The following is a 15,174-nucleotide window of genomic DNA, read 5'->3' as shown; positions in this document are numbered from 1 at the left end:
CACTGGACCGGTGAGGGTCACTGGCCGATGGTGGCCTGAGGGCCGGCGTAGGTCTTGAGGAGGCTCGGGATGTCGGCTGCCGGGTCGGGTGAGTACGGGTAGTAGGCGCTGGGCGTGAAGGCGGAGCCGTTCGTCTGCTGCTTGCCGGAACTGTTCACGACGATGCTGCCACTCTGCTTGAGCTGGGCGGCGGATGTGTCGTTGTAGTACGGGTTCTTCACATTGTCGAAGTAGCTGTTCTCCAGCACGAGCTTGGTGGCGCCGCGGGAGAGGTTTCCGTACGACGTGATGTTCTGCAGGTAGTTGTTGTAGAGGTGGGCCAGGGCGACGTTGTCGACGCTGGGATTGCGCTGATTGGTGTCGTGGATCCAGTTGTGGTGGATCGTCATCCGCGCGGTCACGTTGTCGGTCCAGCCGATGCCGAACGCCTTGTTGTTGCTGGACAGCACGTTCCACGACACGGTCAGGTAACTGGTGTCCTTGCGGCTGTCGATGGAGCCGTCGTTCATCCGCGTGATGGTGTTGTGGTCGATCCAGACGTGGTCGGCCGTGTCCATCTGGATGCCGTCGTAGTCGTACACCTTGTCGTCGTCGGGCATCGCGGTGTCACGGATCGTGAGGTTGCGGATGATGACATTGCGTACGCCCGTGCCAAGGAAGAAGCCGCCGCCGACGATGTGACCGCTCGTGCCGACGCCCACGATCGTCTTGTTCGACTGCACCTTGAACTCGGCGCCCTTCGGCGTGACCGTGATGGCCCCACTGACCCGGATGACGTACGGGGTGCTGGCCGTGACGTACTTCTGCAGGTCGGCCATGGTGCTGACGGTGACTGTCGGTCCTGCCGCGCCGCCCGTGGTGCCGCCGCCGGTGGAGGCGAAGCCGTCCGGTGTGGACGGCCACGCCCGGCCGCCGCCGATCGGCTCGAAGGCCCATTGTTTGTTGCTGTTGGCGGTGCACGTCTCTTGGATGATCGCGGCACCACTCGCCGTGGAGGCATCCTGGTCGCTGATGCACAGACCGTTACCGACGTTGATGATCTGGAACGTGTTCGTTCCGCTGGCGGCCAGGCGCCATTGCTGATGGGCCTGGCCCGAGGCACAACCCCATTGCTGCAGTTGTACGCCGCTTGTCGCGCTCGCCCCGGGAACGTCGATACATTTGCCGCTGCTGACGTTCTGGAGCAAATAATTGCTGCCCGCCGCGACGAGCTTGAATTGCTGCCAGGCGGCGCCGGTCGTGCAGCCCCACTGCTGGAGCAGGGCGCCGTTCGCGCTGGACGCACCGGGCACGTCGACGCACTTGCCGCTCTTGGCGACCTTCAGCTGATAGGTGCCACCGGTCGCGGGGAGGGCGGCGGCTTCCGACGGGAGCACGCTCGTGGCGACGATGATCAATGCGAGGGCGAGCGCCGCGGCGTACCAAATCGGCTTTTTCATCATTCTGCTCCTTCTCAACCGACCGGGTTCCAGCCGTCGGAGCCGGCCAGGTATTTCTGCGGGGTGTAATTCGCGGCCTGCGCGTCACTGAGCTGCGGCCGGTTGCTGTTGACGGTCGCGCCGGAGCCGGTGTTCTTGTATTCGAGGAAGCGCGCGTTCTGCCAGACGTTGCCGGACATGTCGGTCCAGGGCTGCGCGTTCTTGATGGTGGTGCTGAGGTTCGACTCGCGGTACAGCACCTGTGCGTTCGGGCGCCACGGGCGGCCGAGCTGGGTCACATTGCTGGCCGCGCCGGTGATCGTGCACTGATGGAACAGGAGGCCGTACGTCTTGGCGGCATCGGTGCTGGCCGCGGTGATCGGGCCGCCGCTGGTGCGCTTCTCGTGAATCGTGCTGCCGTGGAACACCGTCGTGGCGCCGCCGAAAATGAAGTCGACGGTGCCCTCGACGTACGAATTCTTGACGTACGACCGGTTGTTGTTGACCAGGAACGTGTCCTGGTTGCCGAGGAAGCGCACGTTGGTGAAGACGGACCGGTCGGCGTTGAGATTGACCGCCACCGCTTGGCTGCCCTCGCCGTAATCGTTGGCGAAGGTCAGATTGCCGGCGGCGAAATCGTGGCCGTCGAGAAAGGCGGTCGCGCTGCCCGAGGTGCCGTATCCGCCGGCATTGCTGTGGTTGTTGACGATCACCGTCTGGCCGGCGCTGCCACCCAGCCCTTGCAGCGTGACGTAGGGCTTGTTGGAGGGGACGGTGACGATCTCGCGATACGTGCCGGCCTTGATGGTGATCACGCGGCGGGTCGTGTTGCCGGCCGGAACGGCGTCGATCGCGGCCTGCACGGTCGTGTACTGACCCGTGCCGTCCTTCGCCACCGTGGCCGCCTGATCTCGGATGAAGCTCCACTGCTTGTTGCTGTTCGCGGTGCACGTCTCCTGGATGATCGCCGCGCCACTGGCCGTGGAAGCATCCTTGTCGCTCATGCAGAGGCCGCTGCCCACGTTGATGATCTGGAACGTGTCAGTGCCGCTGGGGTTCAGGCGCCACTGCTGGTTGGCCTGTCCGCCGGCGCAGCCCCACTGCTGGAGTTGCACGCTCGTCGTGGCCGCGCCGGGGACGTCGACGCATTTGCCGCTGCTGACGTTCTGGAGCAGATAGTTGCTGCCCGCCGCGACGAGCTTGAACTGTTGCCAGGCGGCGCCGGTCGTGCAGCCCCACTGCTGGAGCAGGGCGCCGTTCGCGGTGGACGCGCCCGGAACGTCGACGCACTGGGCGCTCTTGGTGACCTTGAGCTGATAGATGCCGCCCGTGGCAGGCGGGGCGGCCGCCGCGGGCAGGGCGCCGCAGAGGATCGCGGCGGTGGGGACGGCGACGGCCAGGGCGGCCACGACGAGACGTCTCACGATGGTCCTCTCACTTTCCGGGAGCGCTCCCATTCGGTTGCACCCTGGTAGATGCGGCTGCGGCCGTACGACAACAAAAATCCGGCGGCGTTCTTTGTTGGCCGCTCGCCATCCGGCGTGCCAGTCTTTGCTTTGACGATCTTCGATGTCCGGGACGGGAGGCGTGATGACTCGAAGTCGGATCGCGCTCTCGCTGGTCCGTGACGCCCAGGCCGGATCCACAGCGGCCCGCGACGCACTGATCGCCGAGCACCTGCCGCTGATCTACAACATCATCGGGCGGGCACTGGACGGTCACCCCGACGTCGACGACCTGGTGCAGGACACGATGTTGCGCGCCATCCGCGGGCTGCCGTCGCTGCGCGAGCCGGCCCGGTTCCGGTCGTGGCTGATCGCGATCGCGTACCGGCAGATCCAGATGCACCTGCGCGCCAAGAAGTCGGCGCCACGCCTCCCCCTCACGTTCGACGTGCCCGACCCGGCGGCCGACTTCGCCGAACGCACAACGGCCGAGCTCGTCGTGGCCGAGCAGCGCCGCGAACTGATCGAGGCGGCCCGCTGGCTCGACGAGGGCGACCGGCGCCTGCTGAGCCTGTGGTGGCAGGAGGCGGCCGGCGAGCTGACCCGATCGGAGCTGGCGGCGGCCCTTCAGGTGCGGCCCAAACACGCGGCCGTCCGCGTCCAGCGGATGAAGGCCCAACTCGACGCGGCCCGCTCAGTGGTGCGGGCACTGCGGTCACGGCCACGCTGCCCCACATTGCAGGACCAGGTCCGCCGGTGGAACGGCATCGCCGCCCCGTTGTGGCGCAAGCGGCTCATGCGCCACGTGCGGGACTGCCCTCGCTGCACCCTGAGCCGGCACGGGCTGCTCGCCCCGGAGGAGCTGCTGTTGGGCATCGCCGCCCTCCCGGTCCCGGCGGGGGTGGCCTCCGCGCTGCTGACCCCTGCAGCGCTTTCGGGAACCGCCAAGGCTTCCGCACTTCCTAAATTCGCGGCTGCCGCGGCGGCCGCGGCGGCGGTGGCCGGGGGCGGGTTCGCCTACGCGGTGTACGAGACTCCCTTGCCGGCTCCGCCGCCGGCGGCTGTCGCCCCGCCTCCCGTGGCGGTGCGCCCTTCCGCGCCGGGCGCGGCGGTCCGCGGCCGTACGCCAACCGCCTCTCCCGCCGCCGTGGCCTCCGCGCTGCCGATCGCGGGCCTCGGCGTGCAGCGGGCCGACGTCTTCGTGGCGCCGAACGGATCGGACTCCGGCGACGGGTCATTCGCCCATCCGTACGCCTCAATTCACAAAGCCGTCTCGGCCGCGCGGACCCGGCAGACGATCGCCCTGCGCGGGGGAACCTATCGCCTCTCCTCCGGCGTCACGATCTCGTCGACCGCCACCGGCGTCACGGTGAGCAACTACCGCGACGAACAGCCCGTGATCGACGCCTCGTCACTCCCCGCCTCCGAATGGGCCGTCACGCAACGAACGGTGAACTGGACCGTGCAGGGCCTCTCGGTGATCAACTCGGCCGGTCACGCGTACGTGTGCTCGTCGTGCCGCTCGACCGTCTTCCGGCACCTGATCATGCGGAACAACGCCCGATCGGGCCTGCTCCTGCGCGACCCCGGCACCACCGGCAACCAGGTTTTGGACAGCGACTTCACCGGCGGCGGGGGCATCGGCCTGGGCTTCATGGCCGGCGACGGCGACGGCAACCGCGTCCGCGGCAACCGCTTCGCCGGCAACGCCCGGTCCGGCCTGGACCTGAATTTCGCCGGCCCGGTGACCGTCGAATACAACTGGTCCTACGACAACGGCGGCAACGGCTTCGTCCTCACCGGCGGAGCCCCACACCGGCTGCGCCACAACGCGGCCTGGACCAACGCCAACCACGGCTTCACCGACGACGCCGGCCCGGTCAGCGGCCTGACCTTGACCAACAACACCGCCTACGACAACGGCGGTTCCGGCTTCGCCCTCCCCGGAGGTCCCGCGGTGCTACGGACAAACGCGGCTGTGGACAACCGAATCGAGCCCGCCGGCCTGGCCCCGGGCTCGACCGAGACTCGCAACAGCTGGCAGGAGGACAACTGGACCCCGGCCCGCTTCCGCTCCACCGACCCCACCACGGCCGAGAACCCGCGCCCACCGTCGGGCAGGCTCCCCGCAACCATTTTCCTGGCCACCGGCAACGGCATCGGGGCGTCGATGGGCGGCTGACCCGGCCGCGATCAGTCGAACGGCCGGCGCGGGCAGTCGGATCGACCGGGCGGACAGTCAGTAGGCGTGCGGGGCCCGATTACTTTGGCGGTCATCGCAAAGCTCTGGCCGGTCACCGATCTCAGGCGCCGTGATAAAAGAACCGCCCCAGGCCGATCGTGAAGATGGTGATGCCGTACAGCGCGTGCTCGACCGAGACCACCAGCAGCGACCCGGTCCGCTGGTAACGGCGGGCGAACAGCCATCCGCCGGCGAGGGTGGCGACGACCGCGAGCACGTTGCCGAACAGCAGATGGACGAAGCCGAAAGCGACAGCGCTGGCGGCGGCGCCATAGGGATACCTGTGCATGAGGAAACCGCGGTAAAGCAGCTCCTGCGGATAGACCGAGAGCAGCGGATAGCCGACGCAGATCGCGAGCCAGAGCCAAGGGTCTTCGCGCGGCAGAATGAGTAGATTGCCCGGGTCGAACAGGGCGACCGCGATGAGCGCGAATATCGATACCGCGCTCCACAAACCGACGATGCCGGGCAAGGCCCCGCGTAGAGCGGACGCTCGCAGCAGCGGTAAGGAGCACCGTCGCATGTAGATGATCACTAGTGCGGCCGCCAGTAGCAGCACTGGAATCGGGCCGCCGGGGACGTCCAGCGCGATGTACAGGCCGGCGACGCCGTAGAACAGCAGCAGGTATTCGGCGAGTCGGCTCATCACCGGCGACGCTAGGCGGCGCAGGTGTCGGGCGGGTGGACTCAGCGTGGCAGAAGCTGGTGCAGGGCGCCGATGAGATGTTCGGTCTGGAACGGCTTGTGCAGCAGTGGCGCGTCGGCCGGCAACTCCTGGCCACCCGGGGCCGGGCCGCTGGTGTAGCCCGACATGAACAGCACCGGCAGGTCGGGCCGGGTGCGGCGCAGTTCCGCGGCCAGCTGGGTGCCCGACATCCCGGGCATGATGACGTCGCTGAGCAGGGCGTCGAAGCTCAGGTCGTCCTCGCGGCACATGCGGAGCGCCTCCAGCGGATCGCCCGCCGCGTGCACCTCGTACCCGGCCTTGCGCAGGATGCGGCAGACGATGTCCCGTACGCCGTCCTCGTCCTCGACCACCAGGATGCTGCGGCCCTGGCCGGAGGCCGCGGCCGGGCGGGAGATCAGCGTGGCCGCCGGCGCCGTCACCTCGGCCGGTGGCAGGCAGACCCGTACCGTCGTGCCCTCGCCCGGCGCCGACTCCAGGCCGATCGTGCCCCCGGCGTCCGCCACCACGCCGTACGCCGTCGCCAGACCCAAGCCTGTGCCTTTGCCCCGGCCCTTCGTGGTGAAGAACGGCTCGAACGCCCGGGCCGCCACCTCGGGCGGCATGCCGCTGCCGGTGTCGGTGATGGTGAGGCAGACGTGGCCGGTGTCGCGGTCGAGGCCGGTCGCGATGGTGAGCCGGCCACCCGACGGCATGGCCGCGCGCGAGTTCATCACCGCGTTCATCATGACCTGTTCCAGCTTGCTGCGGTCCATGGTGATCGGCGGCAGGTCGAGCGAGAGCGTCGTCCGCAGCTCGATGTCCTCGCCCAGCGTGCGGCCGAGCAGGCGCTGCATGTCGGTGGCGACCGCGTTGAGGTCGAGCGTCTCCAGGCGCGACGGCTCGAGGCGGCTGAAGATCAGCAGTTGCCGGGTCAGGCCGCTGCCGCGCGCCGCCGCCTGCTCGATCGCCTGCGAGTCGGCGTGCAGCGGATGGTCGGGGCCCAGTTCCTCGGAGAGGATCGCGGCGTACCCGGAGATCACGGCCAGGATGTTGTTGAAGTCGTGTGCGATGCCGCCGGCGAGCTGGCCGAGCGAGTCGAGCCGTTCGGCCTGGCGCAGCTGCTGTTCCATCTCGGCGCGTTCCTGCTCGGCCCGCACCCGCTTGCTGATGTCACGCATGATGCCCTCGACCGCGAGGGGCTGCCCGTCGGCGTCGGTGACCGCGCTGGCCCGCTGTTCGACCCAGGCCACCCGGCCGTCGCGGCAGTGCCAGCGCATGGTCAGCGTGCCGGGCTGGGCCGAGCGCCACGACTGTTCCAGCGCGGGCCGGTCCTCGGGGTCGACCAGCCGGAAGATGAGCGCCGGGTCGGCGTAGAAGTCCTCCGGTGGGTGGCCGGTGATCGGCTCGATGGCCGGGCTGAGGTATTCCATGGCCGGCGCCGGGTGCAGGCGGAACCGGAAGATGATGTCGTGCGCGTGCTCGGCCAGCAGCCGGAACCGTTCCTCGCTCTCGCGCAGGGCGGCCTCGGCGTGGCGGTGCTGGCGGCGCTCGGCGGCCTCGGTCAGCTCCCGCTGCACCGCCGGCGCGAGCCGGGCCAGCCGGTCCTTGAGAACGAAGTCGCGGGCGCCGGCCCGCATCAGCGAGGCCGCCGTCTCCTCGCCGATCTGCCCCGACACCAGCAGGAACGGGACATCCGGGTCGTGCTCGCGGACCTGATCGAGCACGTCCTCGGCGCGTACCCCGGGCATGTTGTAGTCGCAGATGACGACGTCCGGGGTCTGCCCGGCCAGCGCCTCCGCGACACCTTCCGCGGTCTCGGCGCGGGTGGTGGTGACGGTCAGCCCGGCCTTGCGCAGGCCGCGGGCGACGAGCATGGCGTCGTCCTCGCTGTCGTCGACGACCAGCACGTGGATCATCGGATCGTCCATCCGTCCGGCGCGGGGGAGAGGCTGAACGAGAAGGCCGCGCCCTCGCCCGGCTCGCCCGAGGCGCAGATCTGGCCGCCGTGGCGGGTGACGATGCGGTGCACGATGGCCAGGCCGATGCCGGTGCCCTCGAACTCGCTCTGCGCGTGCAGCCGCTGGAACGGGTCGAACATCTTGTGTGCGTGCCGCATCTCGAAGCCGGCACCGTTGTCGCGGATGGTGAAGACGGCGACGTCGTCCTTCAGGGTGCACGACAGCGTGATGCGCGGCTCCGGCTCGTACGACGTGAATTTGTAGGCGTTGCCGAGCAGGTTCTGCAGCACGAGCCGGATCAGGTGCGGATCGCCGAGCGCCTCGAGCCCGTCGGGGATGTCGAAGGTGACAGTGCGCAGCGGGTCGGAGGCGTGCAGCTCCTCGGAGATCTCGCGGGCCAGCGCGCTCAGGTCCGTACGCTCGCGGCGCAGTTCGCTGCGGGTGGCGCGGGACAGGTGCAGCAGGTCGTCGATCATCTGGGCCATGCGCTCGGCGTTGGCCTGGATGCGCGACAGGTAGCGCTGGCCCTCGGCGTCGAGCACACCGGCGTAGTCCTCCAGCAGCACCTGACTGAAGCCCTCCAGGGAGCGCAGCGGCGCGCGCAGATCGTGCGAGACCGAGTACGCGAACGCGTCCAGCTCCCGGGTCGACGCCTCGAGCTGGGCGGTGCGCTGCTCGACCCGCTGCTCGAGCTCCTCGTTGAGCAGGCGCACCTCCTCCTCGGCCCGCTTGCGGTCGGTGATGTCGGTCGAGATGCCGCAGACCGCGTACGCCTTGCCGTCGCCGTCGGCCAGGGGAAACTTCACCGTGACGTACGTATGCAGGCCGTCGTCGCCGGGCGCCTGCTCCTCCACCTGCACGGGCTCGCCGCGGGCGAACGCCTCGAGGTCGTTGCGGCGGAACTCGTCGGCCAGCGGCGGCGGGAAGAGGTCGTGGTCGGTGAGGCCCACGATGTCCTCGCGGCGCAACCGGAACAGCCGCTCGTACTCCCGGTTGACCAGGAGGTAGCGTCCCTCGGCGTCGCGCATGTAGATCACGGCCGAGGTGTGGTCGATCAGGGCCATGAGCTGTTCGGGGCCCACCTCGACCACGGGCCGAGTGCTCATCCCGCCCTCTTTCATCCCACCTGCGCGACGGAAACCGACGCTACCCGCGACGACGGGACCCGGGGGCCTTTTATGGCTTTTTGCAGGCCGGCCAGCAGGTGGTCCTGCCGGGCCCGGGTGAGCCGTTCCAGGAACGACTCGTTCATCCCGGTCGTCCCGCTGCGGTTGGAGACCAGCGGCCGGTCGCCGAGCCCGTTCGCGTCGCGCTGCCGCTGCGGCTTGAACAGGAACTTCTTGCTCAACATCAGGTGGGCGCCGGCGGCCCGGGCGTGCTCGGTCAGCAGCCGGTACCAGTCGATCAGGGCCGGATGCCGGCCGAGCAGCCGGTCGAGGTCGGCCGGCTCGGCCACGGCCAGGTCGTCCACCGCCACGTCGATCGCGTCGAGCAGCCGCTCGGGCAGGGTCGGCTGGGTCATCAGGCCGTCGAGCGCGGCCCGTTCGCCGTCGAGCAGTGCCGGGTAGATCCGGCGTACGTGCCGGTCGTAGTCGGGGATCGCGATGCCGAGCAGGAAGTCGCGCTTGAGTGCCTCCGGGTCGAGGGCGCCGCTGGGCGGGATGTCGTCCTCGGTCCAGTGCACCGCGAACTGCCGGAACACGTCCATGAAGAACTCCGGCGGCATGCTCCTCTCCGGCGGCAGGGCCGCGAAGTCGAGGAACAACTGGCGCAGGGCGGTCAGCAGTTCGGTCGCCAGCCGTACCCGGCCGACGGCGTCCTCGCAGGTGAGCCCGGCCCCGTCGCGGGTCAGCGGATCGAGGACGTCGTTCACCGCGAGTTCCAGCACCTCGCCCTGCTTGACCAGCAGGAAGAACCGCTGCTCGCTGGCCGTCCCGGTGTAGCTGCGGATCCGCCCGTCGTCGAAGACCCCCGGCAGTTCGGCCAGGCACTCGTCGCCGCGATGCACCTGGAGGGTGCCCACGTTCCAGCGGACGAGGGAGGCGTAGCTGTCCCGGCCGTAGTGCCCGTGCCCGGTGTGGGTGGCCAGGGCCGCGAAGTAGTCCCGGAACGGCATCTCGTCGGTGCCGGCCAGCAGCCCGTCGAAGGCCCGTTCCGGATGGTGCCGCCCGTGCGGCGTCCACTCCTGGTAGTGCCGCGACAGCGAGGCGCCGACGAAGCCGAGCCGGACGACGAGCCGTTGCGCCTCGAGCTGGTCCAGCCGGCAGACGGCCGGCAGATGCGGGAGCAGGACCTCGCGGGTCTGCTCCGCGAGCAGCCCGGGCGGGGCGTCGCCGTCGAGGATGGCGCGGTTGAGGCGGGGCACCTCATCGTCCAGCCAAGCGTCGATCATGTTCCTTCTTTTCGACGTGATACCGCATTTCCTTAATCCCGAGGTGCGCTTCGGCGTCGATTCGGCGACCATGGCGGTTCAACCAGGGAATATCGATAACTCTGGATGGTGAGCCATGGATGAGACGTTCCGGATCGTCACCGACCCCGTGTCCGATTCCGTCGCGATCTCCGCGATCTTCGCGGCCCTGCCCCTGTTGACCCTGTTCGTCCTGCTCGGCGCGCTGCGCATGAGAGCCTGGCTGGCCGGGCTGATCTCGCTGGTGGTGGCGCTCGTGGTCGCCGTCGCGATCTACGCGATGCCGGTCGGCCAGGCGCTGCTGTCGGCCGGCGAGGGCGCGGCGTTCGGCTTCTTCCCCATCCTGTGGATCGTCATCAACGCCATCTGGGTCTACAACCTGACCGTGGCCAGTGGCCACTTCGACGTGCTGCGCCGCTCGATGGAACGGGTCAGCCCCGACATGCGGATCCAGGCCGTGATCGTGGCGTTCTGCTTCGGGGCGCTGCTCGAGGCACTGGCCGGATTCGGCACGCCGGTCGCGGTGACCGTGGTGATGCTGATGGCGCTCGGCTTCAAGCCGATCAAGGCGGCGGCGGTGGCGCTGATCGCCAACACGGCGCCGGTTGCCTTCGGCGCCCTGGCCACGCCGATCACCACGCTGGGTACGGTGACGTCCGGCGCCGCCGACGATCCGCGACTCAACACCGACACGCTCGGTGCGATGGTGGGCCGCCAGACGCCCGTACTCGCCGTGGTCGTGCCCCTGGTCCTGGTGGCCGTGATCGACGGCAGGCGGGGAGTGAAGCAGACCTGGCCGGTCGCCGTCCTGGCCGGCGTGGTCTTCGCGGTCGCCCAGTTCGTCGCGTCCAACTACATCTCGGTGCCGCTGACCGACATCATCGCCTCGCTGGTCGCGGCCGCCGCCGTGATCCTCCTGCTGCGGATGTGGCAGCCCGTCTCCTCCTATGCCGAGCCGGGCGGCGGCGGTGGTGGGGGATCGGTAGCGGTCAAGCGGGACACGACAATCGAGGTGGTGCGCGCCTACGCGCCGTACCTCATCATCATCGTCATTTTCGCCATCGCGAATCTCGGGCCGATCAAGGACGCCCTCGCCACCGAACCGTGGACGGTGAAATTCGCGTGGCCGGGCCTGCACGTGCTCGGCGAGAACGGGCAGCCACTGGCCTCGACCACCTTCTCCTTCGGCTGGCTCCCGGCCGCCGGCACCCTGATGATCCTGGCCGGCGTCATCACCGCGGTGGTGCTGCGTGTGCGCCCGGGCCGGGCCCTCAAGGCGTACGCGGACACGTATGTCGAACTGCGGCACGCGATCGTCACGGTGATGGCCGTACTGGCGCTCGCCTATGTTCTGAATCAGTCCGGGCAGACCAATACGCTCGGCGAATTCCTGGCCGGGGCGGGCGCGTTCTTCGTCTTCCTCTCGTCGATTCTGGGCTGGATCGGCGTGGCCGTGACGGGGTCCGACACGTCGGCCAACGCGCTCTTCGGCGCCCTTCAGGTGCAGACCGCGGCCGACGCCGGCCTCGACCCGCTCCTGCTGGCCGCGGCCAATTCCTCCGGCGGCGTCCTGGGCAAGATGATCAGCCCGCAGAACCTGGCCATCGCCGCGGCCGCCGTCGGCATGGCCGGCAAGGAGGGTGACATCTTCCGCCGCGTCGTCGGCTGGAGCGTCATCCTGCTCCTGGCCATGTGTGTGCTGGTCACCCTGCAGGCCACGCCCGTGCTGGATTGGATGGTGCCCTCGGTATGACGCCGACGTTATGCATTGACATCTATTAATTGGCGGTGCGAGGGTCGGGACTGCCAAAAGCAGAAAGGAACACCCATGCGCGTACGCCGTGCCCTCGCTCTTGCCGCCGCCGCGGTCGCCGCCGCGACCGGAGTTCTGGCCGGGCCCGCATCGCCCGCCCAGGCGGTCGCCGCCACCACGCTCGCCAACACCATCGCCCTGAGCAACTGCTCGGCCTCGCTGGTCCGCTATCCCAGCTCGGTCAGCAGCGACCGGGCCATGATGCTCACCAACGGCCACTGCTACGAGGGCGGCTTCCTCAGCGCCGGCCAGGTGCTGGTCAACCGCACCTCCAGCCGCTCCGGCACGCTGCTCAACAGCTCCGGCGGCTCACTCGGCACGGTCCGGGCCGACCGCGTGCTGTACGCCACGATGACCGGCACCGACGTCACGCTCTACCGCCTCACCAGCACCTTCGCCACGCTCCAGTCCCGCTACGGCGCGACCGCGCTGACCATCGCCGGCGCCAAGCCCGCGGTCGGCGCGAGCATCGCGATCCCCTCCAGCTACTGGAAGAGGATCTGGAACTGCAAGGTCGACGGCTTCGTGGGCCAGCTCCGCGAAGGCGAGTGGACCTGGAAGGACTCCATCCGGTACGACGCCGCCTGCGACACCATCCACGGCACGTCCGGCTCGCCGATCGTGAGCGCCTCCAGCGGACAGGTCGTCGGCATCAACAACACCGGCAACGACGACGGCGAGATGTGCACGCTGAACAACCCGTGCGAGGTCAACCCCGACGGCACGACCAAGGCGGTGCAGGGACAGAGCTACGGCCAGGAGACGTACTGGTTCACGACCTGCCTCACGTCGACCCGCACGATCGACCTGAACAAGTCGGGCTGCCTGCTGACCAAGCCGTAACGGGTCAAGCCACGCAGAACTCGTTGCCCTCCGGGTCGAGCATGACCACATGACTCAGGTCAGGGCCATACCGATGATCCCGTACGGACGTCGCCCCGGCGGCTTCGAGCTCGGCCACCTTCGCCCGGATGGCCGGCTCGGAGCCGACCCGGACGTCGACGTGCATCCGGTTCTTGGCCGTCTTGGACTCGGGGACCCGGAGGAAACTCAGCGCGGGCGCCCGCCCCTCCGGATCCACGATCGACGCGCCGTCCGGCTCGTCATGACCCGGCTCCGGTACGTATCCGAGGGCCAGCGCCCAGAAAGCGGCCAGCCGATGCGGATCCACCGCGTCGCAGCCGAGCGTCCACAACGTCGTCATGACACCGAATCTACGGCTCCCGGCGCCCGAACTCGATGTCGTCGAGATCCCCGTGGAACTGGTCGGTGTCGACGTCCGTCTGCGCCGCGTTGATCCGCTTGCCGCCGATCACCACGTTCCCGCTGGGCAGGATGTCCCGCAGCGGGGCGGTCTGCTGCCGGGGCGGCGTGACCTGCCGTCCGGTCACGGCGTCGTGCACCCTGATCTGGAACAACACCGGCGACAGGCGGATGCAGGTCACCCGGTACCAGCGCCCCACGGCCAGGGTGAGATCCGCCGGCAGCAGGACGAAATCGGTGCCGTCCGACCACCGGCACGACGGCACCCCGTAGTCCACCTGGAGCTTCCACTGGCTGATGCCGGCGGCGGCCGCGCCGAACTGGAACACGTTCATGCCGGCCTCGGGCGACGGCGGCTCGGTGAGCCGGATGTCGGCCCCGTAGACGAACCGCCCGTCGCCCGGCGTGAGGGTGACGGCGCTCGCCGGCCGGACGATCCCCTGCGGGCAGGGCGCGGTCGTGCAGTGCCCGCCCGGGAAACGCAGGAAGCGGTTGCCGTCCTCGGTCACCGACGTGACCGTGCCCCCGCCGCCGGTCAGGATGGTCCCGTTCAGCCCGTTGCCGCTGCTGTCGGCGACCTGGGTGGGACCGGCGAGATCACCGGCATAGCGAAGCTCCAGATGCCCGGGCGGCGGAGCGGCCAGGGCGAGGACACAAACGGCGCTGGTCAGAATCGTCATGCTGAGCAGTGCAGCGTCATCCCGGCCGACGGGCACGGCGGTTTTGTGCGACGCCACCCGACGGGGATCTGTGCTAGCGTCCGGATCGGCGTAGCCCACGCCCAACCTCCAGCGACCGTCCCCGACGCGCGGTCCCCGACGGAGGCAAAGGGACTCGTCGTCTCGGGCCGCTGTCCTGACTCGTTCGTCTCGGACGCATCGATCGCGCGGGGGATCGGCGTGCGGGACAGCGGAGGTCCAGATGACAGCCAACCGGAATCTCAAACGCCGGGTCCGTGCCCGCGCGGCCAAGACCGGCGAGTCCTACACCGCTGCTCTGCGGCACTTCCGCACGACTCCGCGAGGAGATTCGATGCCTTCTGTACGACTGTCAGTCGCCCAGCTTCCGGTCGGAACCGACCCGGGCGACACCGCGGCCCTGCGCGACAGCGGCGAGCGGATCCGCCGCCTCATGCGCGAGGCCCACACGGCCGGCGCCCGCCTGCTGCACCTGCCCGAGGGCGCGCTGACCAGCCCCAGCAAGAAGATCATGTCCGCCACCGGCCCCGACCTGATCGGCCCGGCCGACTGGCAGCGGGCCGACTGGGCGACGCTCGCCGCCGAACTCCAGAAGATCGCGGCCCTGGCCGGTTCGCTCAAGCTGTGGACGGTCCTGGGCTCGGTGCACCCGCTGACCCCACCCCGCCGCCCCCACCTGAGCCTGTACGTCATCGCCGACGACGGCACGATCGCCACCCGCTACGACGAGCGGATGCTGTCGAACACCAAGGTCAGCCACATGTACACGCCCGGCTCGGAACCGATCACCTTCATCGTCGACGGCGCCCGGTTCGGCTGCGCGCTGGGCATGGAGGCCACCTATCCCGAGATCTTCAGCGAGTACGAACGGCTTGACGTCGACTGCGTCCTGTTCTCCACCCACGGCCCCGGCGCCGGAGTGAACAACGGCCCGTTCGCCCTGCAGGCCCAGGCTTTGGCGGCCGCGAACAGCTACTGGGTCAGCTACGCCGGCACGGCCCAGGACGCCCCCAACGCCCCCTCGGGCATAGTGACGCCCTCCGGCGACTGGCTGACCCGCTGCCCCGCAACCTCCGAGCCGTCCCTGGTCACCGCCGACCTGGACCTGACCGCCGAAAACCAGGCCCGCCCCTGGCGGCGAGCGGCCCGCTCCGGCCTCTACACCCAGTACCAGGCCCCCGCCGACCCCAGAAGCCTGAACCGGGCCACCAGCTGACCGACCCACCCCGTCCCGGCCACGCGAGTCCAGCCCCCGGGCTG

At 69.4% G+C, this 15,174-nt stretch carries 12 protein-coding genes; 4 read left to right on the top strand and 8 right to left on the bottom strand.

Translation table 11 applies throughout. The features are described from left to right. Nucleotides 1-17: 17 nt before the first annotated feature. Together ACGFJ7_RS08360 and ACGFJ7_RS08355 are read right to left on the bottom strand one after the other, a co-directional pair. The gene (locus ACGFJ7_RS08360) at nucleotides 18-1,439 is read right to left on the bottom strand and encodes an RICIN domain-containing protein (protein ID WP_392641569.1); all 1,422 of its coding nucleotides are present in this window, start codon (nucleotides 1,437-1,439) and stop codon (nucleotides 18-20) included. Nucleotides 1,440-1,453: 14 nt separating this feature from the next. Continuing rightward, a complete protein-coding gene (locus tag ACGFJ7_RS08355) occupies nucleotides 1,454-2,842 on the bottom strand; it encodes a pectinesterase family protein (RefSeq protein ID WP_392641567.1) in 1,389 nt (462 codons plus the stop codon). Between the two features lie 166 nt (nucleotides 2,843-3,008). On the opposite strand from ACGFJ7_RS08355, the gene ACGFJ7_RS08350 reads away from it, so the two are divergent. After that, nucleotides 3,009-5,045 carry a sigma-70 family RNA polymerase sigma factor gene (locus ACGFJ7_RS08350; RefSeq protein ID WP_392641565.1) on the top strand — a complete coding sequence of 679 codons (2,037 nt, stop codon included), beginning with the start codon at nucleotides 3,009-3,011 and terminating at the stop codon, nucleotides 5,043-5,045. Nucleotides 5,046-5,166: 121 nt separating this feature from the next. On the opposite strand, the gene ACGFJ7_RS08345 is transcribed toward ACGFJ7_RS08350, so the two are convergent. The 4 genes from ACGFJ7_RS08345 to ACGFJ7_RS08330 are packed head-to-tail and all read right to left on the bottom strand — an operon-like array spanning nucleotide 5,167 to nucleotide 10,122. Further along, nucleotides 5,167-5,751: a CPBP family intramembrane glutamic endopeptidase gene (locus ACGFJ7_RS08345; RefSeq protein ID WP_392641563.1), complete on the bottom strand. Its 585-nt coding sequence runs from the start codon at nucleotides 5,749-5,751 to the stop codon at nucleotides 5,167-5,169. A 41-nt stretch (nucleotides 5,752-5,792) separates the two neighbouring features. Further along, nucleotides 5,793-7,688 carry a response regulator gene (locus ACGFJ7_RS08340; RefSeq protein ID WP_360244394.1) on the bottom strand — a complete coding sequence of 632 codons (1,896 nt, stop codon included), beginning with the start codon at nucleotides 7,686-7,688 and terminating at the stop codon, nucleotides 5,793-5,795. Beyond that, a complete protein-coding gene (locus tag ACGFJ7_RS08335; RefSeq protein ID WP_392641561.1) occupies nucleotides 7,685-8,836 on the bottom strand; it encodes an ATP-binding protein in 1,152 nt (383 codons plus the stop codon). The genes ACGFJ7_RS08340 and ACGFJ7_RS08335 overlap by 4 nt, the downstream gene beginning before the upstream one ends. An 11-nt stretch (nucleotides 8,837-8,847) precedes the next feature. Continuing rightward, nucleotides 8,848-10,122, bottom strand: coding sequence for a hypothetical protein (locus tag ACGFJ7_RS08330; protein ID WP_360244388.1), 1,275 nt, complete (start codon nucleotides 10,120-10,122; stop codon nucleotides 8,848-8,850). A 115-nt stretch (nucleotides 10,123-10,237) separates the two neighbouring features. Here ACGFJ7_RS08330 and ACGFJ7_RS08325 point away from each other — a divergent pair, with 115 nt between their 5' ends. Together ACGFJ7_RS08325 and ACGFJ7_RS08320 are read left to right on the top strand one after the other, a co-directional pair. After that, nucleotides 10,238-11,893, top strand: coding sequence for an L-lactate permease (locus tag ACGFJ7_RS08325; protein WP_392641559.1), 1,656 nt, complete (start codon nucleotides 10,238-10,240; stop codon nucleotides 11,891-11,893). Nucleotides 11,894-11,968: 75 nt separating this feature from the next. After that, on the top strand, nucleotides 11,969-12,796 hold the full coding sequence (locus ACGFJ7_RS08320) for a serine protease (RefSeq protein WP_360244382.1): 828 nt from the start codon (nucleotides 11,969-11,971) through the stop codon (nucleotides 12,794-12,796). A 4-nt stretch (nucleotides 12,797-12,800) separates the two neighbouring features. Here ACGFJ7_RS08320 and ACGFJ7_RS08315 read toward each other — a convergent pair whose 3' ends face one another. Together ACGFJ7_RS08315 and ACGFJ7_RS08310 are read right to left on the bottom strand one after the other, a co-directional pair. Beyond that, nucleotides 12,801-13,157 carry a VOC family protein gene (locus tag ACGFJ7_RS08315; protein WP_360244379.1) on the bottom strand — a complete coding sequence of 119 codons (357 nt, stop codon included), beginning with the start codon at nucleotides 13,155-13,157 and terminating at the stop codon, nucleotides 12,801-12,803. A 10-nt stretch (nucleotides 13,158-13,167) separates the two neighbouring features. Beyond that, the gene (locus ACGFJ7_RS08310; protein WP_360244376.1) at nucleotides 13,168-13,896 is read right to left on the bottom strand and encodes a hypothetical protein; all 729 of its coding nucleotides are present in this window, start codon (nucleotides 13,894-13,896) and stop codon (nucleotides 13,168-13,170) included. Nucleotides 13,897-14,248: 352 nt separating this feature from the next. On the opposite strand from ACGFJ7_RS08310, the gene ACGFJ7_RS08305 reads away from it, so the two are divergent. After that, nucleotides 14,249-15,130 (top strand): carbon-nitrogen hydrolase family protein, encoded by an 882-nt coding sequence (locus ACGFJ7_RS08305; RefSeq protein WP_360244373.1) that lies wholly within the window; start codon nucleotides 14,249-14,251, stop codon nucleotides 15,128-15,130. The last annotated feature ends 44 nt before the right edge of the window (nucleotides 15,131-15,174 follow it).

This window comes from Actinoplanes sp. NPDC048988 (genome assembly GCF_043197815.1).
GTDB lineage: Bacteria > Actinomycetota > Actinomycetes > Mycobacteriales > Micromonosporaceae > Actinoplanes.
This window is presented reverse-complemented; position numbering and strand designations above follow the sequence as displayed.